The sequence below is a fragment of the Delftia sp. SD018 genome (assembly GCF_017355445.1).
Classification (GTDB): Bacteria; Pseudomonadota; Gammaproteobacteria; order Burkholderiales; family Burkholderiaceae_C; genus Comamonas; species Comamonas acidovorans.
The window spans coordinates 24,699-39,607 of sequence record NZ_JADDRN010000029.1; the positions used below are offsets into that span (position 1 = coordinate 24,699).

At 66.0% G+C, this 14,909-nt stretch carries 14 protein-coding genes; 6 read left to right on the plus strand and 8 right to left on the minus strand.

Annotated elements, in window-relative coordinates; translation table 11 throughout:
- Positions 1-45: 45 nt before the first annotated feature.
- Together INR38_RS23540 and INR38_RS23545 are read right to left on the minus strand one after the other, a co-directional pair.
- The gene (locus INR38_RS23540; protein ID WP_207443566.1) at positions 46-2,922 is read right to left on the minus strand and encodes an aconitate hydratase; all 2,877 of its coding nucleotides are present in this window, start codon (positions 2,920-2,922) and stop codon (positions 46-48) included.
- A 176-nt stretch (positions 2,923-3,098) separates the two neighbouring features.
- Positions 3,099-3,518 carry a hypothetical protein gene (locus tag INR38_RS23545; RefSeq protein WP_063326757.1) on the minus strand — a complete coding sequence of 140 codons (420 nt, stop codon included), beginning with the start codon at positions 3,516-3,518 and terminating at the stop codon, positions 3,099-3,101.
- A 454-nt stretch (positions 3,519-3,972) separates the two neighbouring features.
- On the opposite strand from INR38_RS23545, the gene INR38_RS23550 reads away from it, so the two are divergent.
- Together INR38_RS23550 and INR38_RS23555 are read left to right on the plus strand one after the other, a co-directional pair.
- Positions 3,973-4,245, plus strand: coding sequence for a hypothetical protein (locus INR38_RS23550; protein WP_207443565.1), 273 nt, complete (start codon positions 3,973-3,975; stop codon positions 4,243-4,245).
- Positions 4,246-4,738: 493 nt separating this feature from the next.
- Positions 4,739-5,011, plus strand: coding sequence for a hypothetical protein (locus INR38_RS23555; RefSeq protein ID WP_207443564.1), 273 nt, complete (start codon positions 4,739-4,741; stop codon positions 5,009-5,011).
- Between the two features lie 355 nt (positions 5,012-5,366).
- Here the strand turns inward: INR38_RS23555 and INR38_RS23560 are convergent, their stop codons facing one another.
- Positions 5,367-5,792 (minus strand): hypothetical protein, encoded by a 426-nt coding sequence (locus INR38_RS23560; protein ID WP_207443563.1) that lies wholly within the window; start codon positions 5,790-5,792, stop codon positions 5,367-5,369.
- Between the two features lie 131 nt (positions 5,793-5,923).
- Between INR38_RS23560 and INR38_RS23565 the strand changes: the two genes are divergently transcribed.
- A complete protein-coding gene (locus INR38_RS23565) occupies positions 5,924-6,742 on the plus strand; it encodes a helix-turn-helix transcriptional regulator (RefSeq protein WP_207443562.1) in 819 nt (272 codons plus the stop codon).
- Between the two features lie 76 nt (positions 6,743-6,818).
- Here the strand turns inward: INR38_RS23565 and acnB are convergent, their stop codons facing one another.
- From acnB to INR38_RS23590, 5 genes are all read right to left on the minus strand, one after another.
- On the minus strand, positions 6,819-9,410 hold the full coding sequence (gene acnB / locus INR38_RS23570) for a bifunctional aconitate hydratase 2/2-methylisocitrate dehydratase (protein WP_012204353.1): 2,592 nt from the start codon (positions 9,408-9,410) through the stop codon (positions 6,819-6,821).
- 63 nt (positions 9,411-9,473) lie between these two features.
- The gene (locus tag INR38_RS23575) at positions 9,474-10,061 is read right to left on the minus strand and encodes a hypothetical protein (protein WP_013803433.1); all 588 of its coding nucleotides are present in this window, start codon (positions 10,059-10,061) and stop codon (positions 9,474-9,476) included.
- Between the two features lie 31 nt (positions 10,062-10,092).
- Positions 10,093-11,112, minus strand: coding sequence for an aldolase/citrate lyase family protein (locus INR38_RS23580; protein WP_207443561.1), 1,020 nt, complete (start codon positions 11,110-11,112; stop codon positions 10,093-10,095).
- A complete protein-coding gene (tam, locus tag INR38_RS23585) occupies positions 11,109-11,915 on the minus strand; it encodes a trans-aconitate 2-methyltransferase (protein WP_012204350.1) in 807 nt (268 codons plus the stop codon). The genes INR38_RS23580 and tam overlap by 4 nt, the downstream gene beginning before the upstream one ends.
- 14 nt (positions 11,916-11,929) lie before the next feature.
- A complete protein-coding gene (locus tag INR38_RS23590; RefSeq protein ID WP_013803435.1) occupies positions 11,930-12,916 on the minus strand; it encodes a malate dehydrogenase in 987 nt (328 codons plus the stop codon).
- Positions 12,917-13,134: 218 nt separating this feature from the next.
- Here INR38_RS23590 and INR38_RS23595 point away from each other — a divergent pair, with 218 nt between their 5' ends.
- The 3 genes from INR38_RS23595 to sdhD all read left to right on the plus strand — a co-directional run bounded on the left by INR38_RS23595 (position 13,135) and on the right by sdhD (position 14,882).
- Positions 13,135-13,923: a GntR family transcriptional regulator gene (locus INR38_RS23595; RefSeq protein WP_207443560.1), complete on the plus strand. Its 789-nt coding sequence runs from the start codon at positions 13,135-13,137 to the stop codon at positions 13,921-13,923.
- Between the two features lie 134 nt (positions 13,924-14,057).
- A complete protein-coding gene (gene sdhC, locus INR38_RS23600; RefSeq protein ID WP_012204347.1) occupies positions 14,058-14,480 on the plus strand; it encodes a succinate dehydrogenase, cytochrome b556 subunit in 423 nt (140 codons plus the stop codon).
- Positions 14,481-14,516: 36 nt separating this feature from the next.
- On the plus strand, positions 14,517-14,882 hold the full coding sequence (gene sdhD / locus INR38_RS23605; protein WP_012204346.1) for a succinate dehydrogenase, hydrophobic membrane anchor protein: 366 nt from the start codon (positions 14,517-14,519) through the stop codon (positions 14,880-14,882).
- Positions 14,883-14,909 lie beyond the last annotated feature (27 nt).

Consider the following 14,909-nt stretch of genomic DNA (forward strand, 5'->3'; position numbering starts at 1 on the left):
CCTTTGCAGGGGGAAGCCGCATAGCGGCTCAGGGGGTTTCCAACTTCATTCAAGGAGCTGCCTGAGAACGTACGGCAGGATGCCGCCGTGCCGGTAGTAGTCCACCTCGATGGGCGTGTCGATGCGCAGCTTGACCACCACGGTCTGCTTGCTGCCATCGGCACGCGTGATCACCAGCTGGGCCTCGCTTTGCGGTGCCAGGTCGGCGGCGGGAATCACTTCCACGAACTCCTCGCCCGTCAGGCCCAAGGTCTGCCAGCTGTCCGTGCCCAGGAACTGCAGCGGCAACACGCCCATGCCGACCAGATTGGAACGGTGGATGCGCTCGAAGCTGCGCGCCACCACGGCCTTGATGCCCAGCAGCTGCGTGCCCTTGGCGGCCCAGTCACGGCTCGATCCCGTGCCGTATTCCTCGCCTGCAAAAATCACGGTGGCACGGCCCTCGGCCTGGTACTTCATGGCCGCGTCGTAGATGGGCATCTTGGTGACCTGGCCCGTGCCGTCGCGGTACAGCGTCAGGCCGCCCTCCTCGCGCGAGCCATCGGCCTGCGCCGGAATCATCAGGTTCTTGATGCGCACGTTGGCAAAGGTGCCGCGCATCATCACCTCATGGTTGCCGCGCCGCGAGCCGTAGCTGTTGAAGTCGGCCTTTTGCACGCCGTGGGCCAGCAGCCACTGGCCTGCGGGCGAGCTTTCCTTGATGGAGCCGGCCGGCGAGATGTGGTCGGTGGTGATGGAGTCGCCGAACAGCGCCATCACGCGCGCGCCGTGCACCACGTAGGGGTTGGAGCCCTCGGCGCCGGCGGCAGGCGCGTCCAGCTGGAGCCGGAAATCATCGAAGAACGGCGGCTCGGCAATGTAGGTGCTCTCGGGCCAGGTATAGGTGGCGCCCGTCACGCCGTGGATCTTTTCCCAGAGCTTGCCGGGCTCGGAGCGCACCTTCTCGTAGTTCTCGCGGAAGGCCTTGCCGTTCATGGCGTACTTCATCAGCGCGTGGATCTCTTCGCTGGTCGGCCAGATGTCGCCCAGGTAGATGTCACGGCCGTTCTTGCCCTGGCCCACGGGCTCGGTCATCAGGTCGCGGCGCACCGTGCCGGCAATGGCATAGGCCACGACCAGGGGCGGGCTGGCCAGGAAGTTGGCCTTGATGTTGGGGTGGATGCGCGCCTCGAAGTTGCGGTTGCCCGACAGCACGGCCGCGCAGACCAGGTCGTTGCTGGTGATGGCCTCGTTGAGCTCCGGCGTGAGATCGCCCGCGTTGCCGATGCAGGTGGTGCAGCCGTAGCCGGCCAGCGCAAAGCCCAGCTTTTCCAAGTAGGGCAGCAGGCCGGCTTCGGTCAAATACTCGGTCACCACGCGCGAGCCCGGCGCCAGGGAGGTCTTGATGTGCGGCTGCACTGTGAGCCCGGCCTTCACCGCCTTCTTGGCCAGCAGGCCGGCGGCCAGCATCACGCTGGGGTTGGAGGTGTTGGTGCAGCTGGTGATGGCGGCAATCAGCACGTCGCCGTTGGCGATGCTCAGGCGCTTGGCAGGGGCGGGGGCATCGACCGGTGCCTCGCTGTGGGCGGCCTCCAGCTTGGGCTTGTTGGCCTCCATCTCGGCCAGCGAGCGCTGCGCGCCGGGCGGATGGGCCGGCGTCTCGGGCGCCACCTCGCCCTCGCCGCCACCGCCTACGCGAAAGCTCCGGCCCAGCCGTTCGATCGGCTGGTTGAACCCGTTGTGCGCCGCAGGGGCGCTGAACAGCTCATCGAACTTGGACGATACATTGCCCAGCTCGATGCGGTCCTGCGGGCGCTTGGGTCCGGCCAGGCTGGGCGCCACCGTGCCCAGGTCCAGGCGCACCACATGCGAGTAGTCGATCTCGCCGGCGGCCGGCACGCCGAACAGTTCCTGTGCGCGGAAATAGCCCTCGAAGGCCTCGATCTCGGCCTTGCTGCGGCCCGTGCCCTTGAAGTAGTCGATGGTTTTTTCATCGACGGGGAAAAAGCCCATGGTGGCGCCGTACTCGGGCGCCATGTTGCCGATGGTGGCGCGGTCGGGCAGCGCCAGGGTGCGCGTGCCTTCGCCGAAGAACTCCACGAACTTGCCCACCACCTTCTCGCGGCGCAGGATCTCGGTCACCGACAGCACCAGGTCGGTGGCCGTCACGCCCTCGCGCAGCTGGCCCGACAGCTCGAAGCCCACCACATCGGGCGTGAGGAAGTACACGGGCTGGCCCAGCATGGCCGCCTCGGCCTCGATGCCGCCCACGCCCCAGCCCACCACGCCGATGCCGTTGATCATGGTCGTGTGGCTGTCCGTGCCCACCAGGGTGTCGGGGTAGTGCACGCCGTCCTTGGTCTTGTGCACGCCGCGCGCCAGGTACTCCAGGTTCACCTGGTGGACGATGCCGAAGCCCGGCGGCACCACGCCGAAGGTGTCGAAGGCCTGCATGCCCCACTTCATGAACTGGTAGCGCTCCTTGTTGCGCTGGAACTCCAGCTTCATGTTCAGGTCCAGCGCCTTCTTGGTGCCGAAGTAGTCCACCATGATGGAGTGGTCCACCACCAGGTCCACGGGCACCAGCGGCTCGATGGACTTGGGCTTCTTGCCCAGCCTGGCGGCCGTGCTGCGCATGGCGGCCAGGTCGGCCAGCAGCGGCACGCCCGTGAAATCCTGCAGCACCACGCGCGATACCACGAAGGGGATCTCGTCCACGCGCTCGGCCTGGGGCTTCCAGTTCGCCAGCTGCTCCACATGCTCGCGCGTCACCTTGTTGCCATCGCAGTTGCGCAGCACGGACTCCAGCACGATGCGCAACGACACGGGCAATCGCCGGACCTGTGGATATTGCCTTGCCAGTTCAGGCAGGGAGAAGAACTTGCCCTTCTTGCCCCCCGCCGCAGCAAAGGACTTGAGGGTGTTTTCATATTCGTGGCGCATCGTGAGACTCCTGGATGAAACTCTGGGAAGGCACATGCGCGCCGCCTTTTCCGGGCTGCTGGGCATGCACCAAGACTCTGATTTCCATTGTGCCCAGAAGTGCCCGCGGATGCTGTGGTCCATTGGCGATAGTCACACGCGGACAACGCTGTCCGCGCGGCAAAAGCGGCAGGCTTTCACTGGGCTGTCATCGAACCGGCCAGCGAAGCCCTGCTGCGCCACAACCCCGCGCACTGCAGATCGCCCAGCGCCACGCCGATGGCCGCCTGGCCCAGCACCCATGCCCAGCCTGCGGGCGCAGGCTCCAGCACGCCGCTGTACAGCACAACCCCGCAGGCCAGGGCCCAGCCGAAGTTGCCGAACACGGCAAGCGCTACCAGCCCCCTGCTGCGCGGCATGCGGCACGCGCCCCAGCCAGCCACGCAGGCCCAGGCCAGCAAGAAGCACCCCGTGCCCAGCAGCAGCGCCTGCGGCAACCCCGTGACAACGGCCAGCGGCTGCGCAAAGGCCAGCTGCACCGCGCCGGCAGCGGCGCAGCAGATGGCGTCGGCCCACAGGGTGCGGGGCAGGAAACGGGCATGGGAAAACATCGGCATCAGCACTCCTTGTGGATTGCCGGGCATGCACCTCGCAAGCCGGCCCCACCGATGCTCCGCCGCCACCGCCCCCTGAGTCCATGACCTGCCAGGTCATGCCAGCCCCGCTGGAGCAACTCCAGTCGCTATGCCACAATCCGCACCAGCCCCCTGTCACGGGGCCGGTGCTTGAAAACACCTTTGAAGAATAGCGGAGCGGCCTCCCCGATAGCGAGGCCTTGTCACGTCTGATTTGCTTGGATCGTGGGCGCTTGCCTGCATCCGAACGGTTTGGGACGGGATGGGGCTCACCGCAAGGCTGCCCGCACGACTATTCTCGTGTTTTCAACATCCCGTCCACCATTGCTGTGCTTGAAAACCCGGCCTGGTGGTTCAGTCTCGAATAGGAGCACGGAACCATGTACATCGCATCCCTCTCGATGGCCCGCCTCACCTTTGCAAGGAGAGCCGAGCCATGACAACAAGCCCCCCACCAGGCGCCGAGCATTTCACCCAGGTCGTGACCGAGGTGGACCGCCTGGTGCAGCAAGGCTGTGCCGAAATCTCGGCACTCTCCCGCATGGCCCTGCTGTGGCTGGAAACGCCCGAAACCAGCAACCGCCTGGACGTGCTCGCCAGCGCCCTGCGCACCATCCGCAACAGCGCCGACATGCTGGCCAGCGAAACCAGCGGCGAAGTCGTCGCCGTGGGCTGCTCCCACCACGTCAAAAGCAGCACAGCCCCCTGAACCGGGCCCAGCGCAGCGAAGGCCCGCACCAGCTCCCCGTATGCCAGTGCCTGCGTCGGGCCGCCTGCGGGGTTGCAGTCCTGCCGAAGGACAGGACTGCTTCGTCAACTGACTCGCCGCAGTTGCCAGGTCATGCCAGCCCCGCTGGAGCAACTCCAGTCGCTATGCCACAATCCGCACCAGCCCCCTGTCACGGGGCTGGTGCTTGAAAACACCTTTTCCAAGACTAGCGGTGCAGCCTCCCCGTCAGCGAGGCTTTGTCACGTCTGAATCCTGTATTCGTGGGCGCTTGCCCACGTCTGTGCGATTTCGGGCGGGATGGGGCTCACCGCAAGGCTGCCCGCACGACTAGTCTCGTGTTTTCAACATCCCGCCCACCTGCCTGCGCTTGAAAACGCAACCCGGTGGTCTCAAGCCTCGACTAGGAGCACGGAAGCATGCGCAACGTTTGCCTTTCCACGGCCTCTCTCAACCTTGCAGGGAGAGCCGAGCCATGACACCCAGACCCCCACCAAGCGCCGAGCATTTCACCCAGGTCGTGACCGAGGTGGACCGCCTGGTCCAGCAAGGCTGTGCCGAGATCTCGGCACTCTCCCGCATGGCCCTGCTGTGGCTGGAAACGCCCGAGACCAGCAGCCGCCTGGACGTGCTCGCCAGCGCCCTGCGCACCATCCGCAACAGCGCCGACATGCTGGCCAGCGAAACCAGCGGCGAAGTCGTCGCCGTGGGCTGCTCCCACCACGTCAAAAGCAGCACAGCCCCCTGAACCGGGCCCAGCGCAGCGAAGGCCCGCACCAGCTCCCCGTATGCCAGCGCCTGCGTCGGGCCGCCTGCGGGGTTGCAGTCCTGCCGAAGGACAGGACTGCCTCGTGATCTGACTCGCCGTGATTGTTTGAACGTAGCGCGCAGCGCGAAGTGAGTTTCACGGCGAACCCCGCAGGCGGCCCGACGCAGGTTGCCCCGCAGCGCAGCGAAGGGGTCGCGGGCATCCGGGTCGTCTTTCTTTGGCCTACCTTTCTTCGGCCGGCGTACCGGTGACGAATCAAAGAAAGGTAGGTCGGCTGCCGGGCCGAGACCCGGCCTCGAAAAAACACCCCCCGGCAGGGGCAGAAACAGTCCCATCACCCGACAACCACGGACCGCGCACCGCCGACAACATCGCGCGTGCGCCGCAACCCAGTCCACTGCAACTCAGCCAACACCACAACCACCAGCGCCTGAGCCAACACCCACGTCACACCCCAGACAGACAACCCCAACCCACCAAACGCCAACAGCGCAACACAGCCCACAGCCCACCCGAAATTCCCCACAACGACCAGCCCGATCAACCGCCGCGGCACAGGCGAGCGCGCCGCCATCCACGCAGCCAGCAGCGCATAGCCCAGCAAAAACCAGCCTGTGGACTGCAGCAGCGCCAGAGGCAACCCCGTCACATCCGACAGCGGCTGCCCCGCCACCAGTTGCAAGGCGCCCGAGGCGGCGCAGGAAGCAGCATCGGCCCACATCACGCGGGGCAGGAAACGGGGGGAAGCAAACATCGACATGGCGAACTCCTTGAGAGCAACAGGCACACACCGTGCATGCCATGGACTGCATGGTCCGCCGCAGGCTGCACAGGGTCGATAACCTCGCAGGTCATGGCCGCCACGCCGGCCCCGCCGCTACGATGCGGACCATGACCTCCACCGCCCATCCACCGTCCGCGCGCTCGCCCTTCGGCGACCATCTGCGCCACTGGCGCCAGCACCGCCGCCTGAGCCAGCAGGGCCTGGCGCTGGAGGCCGAGATCTCCACGCGCCACCTGAGCTATGTGGAAACCGGCCGCGCCCAACCCAGCCGCGAGATGGTGCTGCGCCTGGTGGAGCGCCTGGGCGTGCCGCTGCGCGAGCGCAATGCCCTGCTGGTGGCCGCAGGCTATGCGCCCATGTACCAGGCCCGGCCGCTGGACCACCCGGACCTGGCCGCCGCGCGCCAGGCCGTGGACCTGGTGCTCAAAGGCCACGAACCCAATCCCGCCCTGGCCGTGGACCGGCACTGGAACCTGGTGGCCGCCAACGCCATCGTGCCGCTGCTGCTGGCCGGCGTGGCGCCCTGGCTGCTGGAGCCACCCGTCAATGTGCTGCGCCTGAGCCTGCATCCCGAAGGCCTGGGCCCGCGCCTGGCCAACGCAGCCCATTGGCGCGCGCATCTGCTGCACCGCCTGCAGCAGCAGATTGCCGCCACGTCGGATGTGCAGTTGCAGGCGCTGCACGACGAGATTGCCGCCTACCCGTTCAAGGAAGATGAAGCGGACTCACATGGCGCAGCACCTGCCAGCCACATCGCCGTGCCCTTCGCGCTGGACACCGACCATGGCCGCCTGAACTTCATCAGCACCATCACCATCTTCGGCACGCCGGTGGATGTGACGCTGCAGGAGCTGGCCGTGGAGTCGTTCTTTCCGGCGGATGCGCAGACGCAGGAGGTGCTGGGGCGGTTGAGGCAGGCTGCGTAAACCGGAAAGTACAGAGCCAGAAAGCAGCAAAGCCCGCCGAAGCGGGCTTTGCTCATGGAGCCGGATCAGGCCGGACTCAGGCGCTCACGCCCCTGGCCACGTCCGCGTACTCTTCGATCTGGTCGAAGTTCATGTAGCGGTAGACGCTGGACTTGTCGGCATCGATCACGCCCATTTCCTTGAGGTATTCCTCCTTGGTGGGCAGTTTGCCCAGGCGCGATGCGATGGCGGCCAGCTCGGCCGAGCCCAGGAACACGTTGGTGTTCTTGCCCAGGCGGTTGGGGAAGTTGCGGGTCGAGGTGGAGATCACCGTCGCGCCTTCGCGGACCTGGGCCTGGTTGCCCATGCACAGCGAGCAGCCCGGCATTTCGGTGCGGGCACCGGCCGTGCCGAAGGCAGCGTAGTGGCCTTCCTTGATCAGCTCGTTCTGGTCCATCTTGGTGGGCGGAGCCACCCACAGCTTGACGGGGATGTCGCGCTGGCCGCCCAGCAGCTTGGCTGCTGCGCGGAAGTGGCCGATGTTGGTCATGCACGAACCGATGAAGGCTTCATCGATCTTGGTGCCGGCCACTTCGGACAGGAACTTGGCGTCATCGGGATCGTTGGGGCAGCAGACGATGGGTTCCTTGATGTCGGCCAGGTCGATCTCGAACACGGCAGCGTATTCGGCGTCCTTGTCGGCTTCGAGCAGGTCGGGCTTGGCCAGCCAGGCTTCGACCTTCTCGATGCGGCGCTGCAGCGTCTTGGCGTCGGCGTAGCCGTCGGCGATCATGTTCTTCATCAGAACGATGTTCGAGGTCAGGTACTCCTTGATCGGCTCGGGGTTGAGCTTGATCGTGCAGCCGGCAGCCGAGCGCTCGGCCGAGGCGTCAGACAGCTCGAAGGCCTGTTCCACCTTGAGGTCGGGCAGGCCTTCGATTTCCAGGATGCGGCCCGAGAAGATGTTCTTCTTGCCGGCCTTGGCCACGGTCAGTGCGCCTGCCTTGATGGCGTACAGGGGAATGGCATGCACGAGGTCACGCAGGGTGACGCCGGGCTGCATTTCGCCCTTGAAGCGCACGAGCACGGACTCGGGCATGTCCAGGGGCATCACGCCCGTGGCGGCGCCGAAGGCCACCAGGCCGGAACCTGCGGGGAAGGAGATGCCGATGGGGAAGCGCGTGTGCGAGTCACCGCCCGTGCCCACGGTGTCGGGCAGCAGCAGGCGGTTGAGCCAGGAGTGGATCACGCCGTCACCGGGACGCAGGGCCACGCCGCCGCGGTTGCTGATGAAGGCAGGCAGCTCGCGGTGGGTCTTGACGTCCACGGGCTTGGGGTAGGCAGCCGTGTGGCAGAAGGACTGCATGACCATGTCGGCCGAGAAGCCCAGGCAGGCCAGGTCCTTGAGCTCGTCGCGGGTCATGGGGCCGGTGGTGTCCTGCGAACCCACGGTGGTCATGCGCGGCTCGCAGTAGGTACCGGGGCGCACGCCCTGGCCTTCCGGCAGGCCGACGGCGCGGCCGACCATCTTCTGGGCCAGCGTGAAGCCGGCGTTCGAAGCAGCGGGCGCCTGGGGCAGGCGGAACACGGTGGATGCGGACAGGCCCAGGAATTCGCGGGCCTTGGCGGTCAGCGAACGGCCGATGATCAGGTTGATGCGGCCGCCGGCGCGCACTTCGTCGAACAGCACGTCGCTCTTGAGCTGGAACTCGGCGACGGTCTCGCCGTTCTTGACCAGCTTGCCGTCATAGGGCAGCACGTCGATGACGTCGCCCATCTCCAGCTTGGTGACATCGACTTCGATGGGCAGCGAGCCCGAATCTTCCTGCGTGTTGAAGAAGATGGGAGCGATCTTGCCGCCCAGGGTCACGCCGCCGAAGCGCTTGTTGGGCACGAAGGGGATGTCCTGGCCCGTGGCCCAGACGATGGAGTTGGTGGCCGACTTGCGCGAGGAGCCGGTGCCGACCACGTCGCCCACGTAGGCGACCAGGTGACCCTTCTTCTTGAGGTCGTCGATGAACTGCATCGGGCCCCGCTTGCCGTCTTCCTCGGGCTTGAAGGCCGCGTCGGGACGGGTGTTCTTGAGCATGGCCAGGTAGTGCAGCGGGATGTCCGGACGGCTCCAGGCATCGGGCGCGGGCGACAGATCGTCGGTGTTGGTCTCGCCGGGCACCTTGAAGACGGTGACGGTAATCTTCTTGTCCACTTCGGGGCGCGAGGTGAACCACTCGGCGTCAGCCCAGCTCTTCATGACTTCCTGGGCCTTGGCGTTGCCGGCCTTGGCCTTGGTGGCCACGTCGTTGAAGAAGTCGAACATCAGCAGCGTCTTCTTCAGCGCATCGGCGGCCACACCGGCGACTTCGGCGTCGTCCAGCAGCTCGATCAGGGGATGCACGTTGTAGCCGCCCACCATGGTGCCCAGCAGCTCGGTGGCCTTGGCCTTGGAGATGAGAGCCACCTGGATGTCACCGTGGGCCACGGCTGCCAGGAAGCTGGCCTTGACCTTGGCGGCATCGTCCACGCCCGGAGGAACGCGGTGCGTGAGCAGGTCGAGCAGGAAGGCGTCCTCGCCAGCGGGCGGGTTCTTGATCAGCTCGATCAGTTCGGCAACCTGCTTGGCTTCCAGCGGCAGCGGGGGGATACCGAGCGCGGCGCGTTCGGCCACGTGGTCACGGTAGGCTTTCAACATGATTCTCTCTCCATGGTTTTCTAAAGTGGGGCTGCTTGCGGGACGCTCAGGTCCGGGCCTGGATTACTGGCCGGCGGGCTTGGGTGCTTCCAGCAGGCTGGGAGGCGGGTTCTTCTTGATGGCCTCGGCCACCTGAAGCTGATCGGGGCTCATGCATTCGTCGGCCAGGCGCTGGCCGACCTTCTGGTTCATGAGCATCGATTTGTTGGCGATCTGCAGCCAGACGGCGCCGGCATGCTTGTCTTCCAGGCGCACGGTGCCGGTCGAGGTCTTGACGGGCGACATGTGGTACTTGAAGCCCTTGCCGTCGATGTTGAAGTAACCCGGGTTGGCCTGGTCGGCCGTCACATTGACGAAGGCGCCCAGCTCGCAGGGGATGCGGCCGGTGTGCACGCGCTCGGAAATGGCCAGGTCTTCGGCGGACAGCGGCTGTTGGGCAGCAGTTGCGACGGCGGCCGCACCGCCGACGGCGGCAGCGCCGGCAGCGGCCTTGGCCGTGGTGGCCTTCTTGGCGGGGGCCTTCTTGGCCGCAGGCTTGGCAGCGGCCTTGGCCGGTGCCTTCTTTGCGGTGGCGGGCTCGGCGGCGCTGGCACCCAGGCCCATGGCCAGCAAGGGGGCTGCGATCAGGATGGAGGCGATAGCTGTCTTCATACGTTGGGCTCCTGCAAATTCCCGGTGTGGGCTAAGCAAGTGATTCTGATGCAAACCAGGGCCGCACCTGTGGGGGCAGCGCCTGGCCGGTCTGGTGGGCACGTGTGAGCAACTGCCAGAAATAGCGGTAGCTCGCCCGGTCATGTAATACACCATCCACGCTGACGGGCGCCCAATCGGCGGCCTCGGCGGCGGTAAGTATTTGTGCGGCCTGCGCCACTTCGTCGGCCTGGGGCGCGAAGGCGGCGAGGATGGGGCGGATCTGGTCCGGGTGGATGCTCCACATGCGGGTATAGCCGAGCCGCCGTGACGCCTGTGTGGCAGCGGCCTGCAGCGCCTGTGGATTCCTGAATTCGGTGACCACGCAGTGCGAAGGCACCTTGCCGTGCGCGTGGCAGGCGGCTGCGATCTCCAGCTTGGCACGCACGACCAGCGGATGGTCGAACTGGCCGGCCGAGCCCATGGCCGAGGCAGGAATCGCGCCGCCATGGGCCGAGACGAAGTCCATCAGGCCGAAGGAAATGCTCTGCACGCGCGGGTGTGCCGCGATGTCGAAGGCACGGTGCACGGCGGCGGGCGACTCGATGAGCACATGCAGCGGCAGTTCGCGGCAGCCCAGTCGGCCCAGATGCCGCTCGGCCAGCAGCACGTCGTCCACGCTTTCCACCTTGGGCAGCATGAGGTGGCACAGGCGGTCGCCGGCCTCGCCGACGATGATGTCCAGGTCCTGCGCGAAGCTGGCGTGGTCCACGGCATGCACGCGCGCAGCCACGCGGGCACCGGGCGCGGCATCGCGCGCCAGCGAGGCCACCAGGCGCGCATGGGCCGCCTCCTGGCCCACGGGGGCGCCATCTTCGCAGTCCAGCGTGACGTCGAAGACGCAGGTGCCGAACTCGGCCATCATCTCGGCCTGCAGCTGCAGGCTCTTGCGCATGCGCACTTCCACGCCGCTGTAGTGGTCACAGACGGGCAGGTGCAGGGCACCGCCCTGCGCATCGAGCAGCACCTGGGCCGGGTGTGCGCGAGAGGGTGTGGACGTGGCGGCGGTCATGGCTTGCGCTGGGCGACGATGAACAGGCGGGGGAAGGCCAGCAGGCGCCGGCCGTCGGCGCGCACGCCGTAGGCGGCGTCCACGCGGTTTTCGTATTCGGTGAGGAAGTCGGCCTGCAGGGCTTCGGGCAGCCCTTCGACGAAGGGCTTGAGGCCGGTGCCGCGCAGCCACTGGACGATGGCGCCGGCCGAGTCCATCGGATGCTGGTAGACGGTGTGCCAGACATCGACGGCGCCGGCCTCGACGCCGGCCTGCTCCTGCGGACCGGCCAGCAGGTCGTAGTAGCTGCGGATGGGCAGGATGTCGGCCCGCACCTTGGCGGCGTCGCCGATGTAGGCGGCAAACTTGGGCAGGCTGGCGATCTCGCGCATCACGCGGTGCGTGGCTTCCTGCCGGTTGTCGGGCATCTGTATCGCCAGCACGCCCCCTGGCGCCAGTTGGGCGAACAGGCGGGGTATCAGCGTTTCATGCTCCCCCACCCACTGGAGGGAGGCATTGGCATAAATCAGGTCGGGAGCGCTCTCGCCGGGGGCGGGCGTCCAGGAAGCAATGTCGGCCAGCGTGAAGCGGGCCTCAGGCAGATGCTGGCGCGCGGTGGCCAGCATCGCCTGGGAGTTATCTATGCCGGTGATCGTGGCACCGGCATAGCGCTGTGCAAGCAGCTCGGTGGAATTGCCCGGCCCGCATCCCAGGTCCACCACATGGCGGGCCTGGGCCAAGGGCACACGCGCCAGCAGCTCGGCTGCGGGGCGCGTACGCTCATTGGCGAAACGCAGGTAAAGCGCGGGATTCCAGTCGAGCATGGCTTGCCGGCGGCTTACAGCAGGTGCTTGACGCCGTCCTGTTCGCCTTGCAGCTCGGCCAGGGTCTTGTCGATGCACTCTTGCGAGAAGGCGTCGATTTCCAGGCCTTCGACGATCTTGTACTCGCCGTTCTCGGTGGTGACCGGGAAGCCGAAGACGATGCCGGCGGGGATGCCGTATTCGCCGTTGGAGGGCACGCCCATGGTGACCCATTCGCCGCCAGAGCCCAGGGCCCAGTCGCGCATGTGGTCGATGGCAGCGTTGGCAGCCGAGGCAGCCGAGGACAGACCACGGGCGGCAATGATGGCGGCGCCACGCTTGCCGACGGTGGGCAGGAACACGTCCTTGTTCCAGGCCTGGTCGTTGATCTTGGCCTTGACGCTTTCACCGTTGACGGTGGCGAAGCGGTAGTCGGCGTACATCGTGGGCGAGTGGTTGCCCCAGACGGTCAGCTTGCGGATGTCGCCCACCTTGAAGCCGGCCTTGGCAGCCAGCTGCGAGGCAGCGCGGTTGTGGTCCAGGCGCAGCATGGCGGTGAAGTTCTTGGCCGGCAGGTCCGGAGCCGACTTCATGGCGATGTAGGCGTTGGTGTTGGCGGGGTTGCCGACGACCAGCACCTTCACGTTGCGCGAGGCAGCGGCGTTCAGCGCCTTGCCCTGGGCCGTGAAGATCTGTGCGTTGGCAGCCAGCAGGTCGGCACGTTCCATGCCGGGGCCGCGGGGACGCGCGCCGACCAGCAGGGCGTAGTCGGTGTCCTTGAAGGCTTGCAGGGGGTCGGAGTGGGCTTCGATGCCGGCCAGCAGGGGGAAGGCGCAGTCTTCGAGTTCCATGATCACGCCCTTGAGCGCGTTCTGGGCCTTCTCGTCGGGAATCTCCAGCAGTTGCAGAATGACGGGCTGGTCCTTACCCAGCATTTCGCCGGAGGCGATGCGGAACAGCAGGGCGTAACCAATTTGACCGGCGGCACCGGTGACGGCGACACGAACGGGCTTCTTGCTCATGATGAAACTCCAGGGATGGGGAAAAAATCAGGTGTTATCGGCGCCAGGTCGCACCAGCGTCAGAAACCAGCAGCCCGTGCTCCGCAAACAACGCGAAAGTGTACTCCCGATTTCGAAGCCCGGTCAATTTGTCTTATGTCTTATATAAGATATGATCGACGTCTGTTTCCAAGTCTTTCATCTGCGTCGCCGGGAGCCTCCCCACCCCGAACTTTTCCATGCCAGTCCTGCCTCCCCTCGCCTCAGACACCGCCGCTCCCACCATCGGCGCGGGCGCATCGACCCCGGCCTTCAGCCCTTTGTATCAGCAGATCAAGGGACTGATACTGCAGAGCCTTGAAGCAGGCGAATGGCGGCCCGGCGAACTGATTCCCAGCGAAATGGAGCTGGCCGCGCGCTTTCGCGTGAGCCAGGGCACGGTGCGCAAGGCCATCGACGAGCTGGCCGCGGAGAACCTGGTGATGCGCCGCCAGGGCAAGGGCACCTTCGTGGCCACCCACGCGGCCCAGCATGTGCAGTACCGCTTCCTCAAGCTGCAGCCCGACGGCGGCGACCAGCAGGGCGAGGGCCGTGCCGAGCGCCGCATCATCGACTGCCGGCGCCTGCGCGCATCGGCGGACGTGGCGCGCGGCCTGGCGCTGCGCAGCGGCGACGCCGTGATGCATGTGCGCCGCGTGCTGTCGTTCTCCGCAATCCCGACCATTTTGGAAGACATCTGGCTGCCGGGCCACGCCTTCAAGGGCCTGACGGCCGAGCAGATGTCCGCCTACCAGGGCCCCACCTACGCCATGTTCGAGCTGGACTACGGCGTGCGCATGGTGCGCGCCGACGAAAAGATCCGCGCCGTGCTGCCCGAGGCAGAACAGGCCCTGCTGCTGGATGTCCCCAGCACCACGCCCCTGCTGAGCGTGGAGCGCACCGCTTACACATACAACGATGTTCCCATGGAGTTACGCCGTGGCCTGTACCGCACCGACACCCATCACTACCGCAACGCGCTGAGCTGAACGATCCGTTCCCCAGAGAAGCGGGCGAAAATACGCAATTCCCAGCAAAGCTGTTTTTATTGCATTGCAATAGAATTTTGCATCGCCGCCCCTGAGCGATTACGAAGCAGTTACATCCACGAAAGTACCCTGCCATGACTGAGCAAGCCAAAAAGCGGCCAGAGTTCCGCAACATCAACTTCTTCAAGGACCTCCCCACCTACCGGTTGCCGCCGGCCGGCATCGTGTCCATCCTGCACCGCATCAGCGGCCTGCTGATGTTCATCCTGCTGCCTTTCATCCTGTGGATGATGGACATGTCGCTGACTTCGGAGATCTCCTTCGACGGCTTCACCTCGGTTTTCGCGGGTCCCTTCGGATGGTTCCTCAAGCTCGTGTGCCTGGCATTGATCTGGGCCTACCTGCACCACTTTTGCGCCGGCGTCCGCCACCTGTTCATGGATGTGAACCACCACGCCGTCAACAAGCAGTTCGGCAAGTCCTCGGCCCTGGTGGTGCTGGTCCTGAGCGTTGGCCTGACCCTGATCCTGGGTGCCAAGCTGTTCGGCCTGTACTGATTCACGATCTCTCCCTCACGATAAGGAAAAAGAACCATGTCCGTGAATTACGGCTCCAAGCGCACCGTGGTCGGTGCGCACTACGGCATCCGCGACTGGATGGTGCAGCGCGTCACCGGCGTGCTGATGGCACTGTTCACCATCGTGCTGCTGGCCAAGCTGATCTTCAGCACCGGCTCCGTCGGCTATGACCTGTGGGCCGGCATCTTTGCCCCGCAGTGGATGAAGTTCCTGACCTTCGCCGTGATCGTCTCGCTGGCCTGGCACGTCTGGGTCGGCGTGCGCGACATCTGGATGGACTACGTCAAGCCCGTGGGCCTGCGCCTGGTGCTGAACGTTTTCACCCTGGTCTGGCTCGTCGGCTGCGCCGGCTGGGGCATCCAGATCCTGTGGCGTATCTGATAGAGACGCGGTCTCCACGATTGAAGG

What these genes read in the sequence shown, in the direction of transcription:
- acnB (WP_012204353.1), bottom strand. Translation starts at nt 9,410, where the DNA reads ATGTTGAAAGCCTACCGTGACCACGTGGCCGAACGCGCCGCGCTCGGT.
- INR38_RS23560 (WP_207443563.1), bottom strand. Translation starts at nt 5,792, where the DNA reads ATGTCGATGTTTGCTTCCCCCCGTTTCCTGCCCCGCGTGATGTGGGCC.
- INR38_RS23545 (WP_063326757.1), bottom strand. Translation starts at nt 3,518, where the DNA reads ATGCCGATGTTTTCCCATGCCCGTTTCCTGCCCCGCACCCTGTGGGCC.
- INR38_RS23595 (WP_207443560.1), top strand. Translation starts at nt 13,135, where the DNA reads ATGCCAGTCCTGCCTCCCCTCGCCTCAGACACCGCCGCTCCCACCATC.
- INR38_RS23555 (WP_207443564.1), top strand. Translation starts at nt 4,739, where the DNA reads ATGACACCCAGACCCCCACCAAGCGCCGAGCATTTCACCCAGGTCGTG.
- INR38_RS23590 (WP_013803435.1), bottom strand. Translation starts at nt 12,916, where the DNA reads ATGAGCAAGAAGCCCGTTCGTGTCGCCGTCACCGGTGCCGCCGGTCAA.
- sdhC (WP_012204347.1), top strand. Translation starts at nt 14,058, where the DNA reads ATGACTGAGCAAGCCAAAAAGCGGCCAGAGTTCCGCAACATCAACTTC.
- INR38_RS23565 (WP_207443562.1), top strand. Translation starts at nt 5,924, where the DNA reads ATGACCTCCACCGCCCATCCACCGTCCGCGCGCTCGCCCTTCGGCGAC.
- sdhD (WP_012204346.1), top strand. Translation starts at nt 14,517, where the DNA reads ATGTCCGTGAATTACGGCTCCAAGCGCACCGTGGTCGGTGCGCACTAC.
- tam (WP_012204350.1), bottom strand. Translation starts at nt 11,915, where the DNA reads ATGCTCGACTGGAATCCCGCGCTTTACCTGCGTTTCGCCAATGAGCGT.
- INR38_RS23575 (WP_013803433.1), bottom strand. Translation starts at nt 10,061, where the DNA reads ATGAAGACAGCTATCGCCTCCATCCTGATCGCAGCCCCCTTGCTGGCC.
- INR38_RS23580 (WP_207443561.1), bottom strand. Translation starts at nt 11,112, where the DNA reads ATGACCGCCGCCACGTCCACACCCTCTCGCGCACACCCGGCCCAGGTG.
- INR38_RS23550 (WP_207443565.1), top strand. Translation starts at nt 3,973, where the DNA reads ATGACAACAAGCCCCCCACCAGGCGCCGAGCATTTCACCCAGGTCGTG.
- INR38_RS23540 (WP_207443566.1), bottom strand. Translation starts at nt 2,922, where the DNA reads ATGCGCCACGAATATGAAAACACCCTCAAGTCCTTTGCTGCGGCGGGG.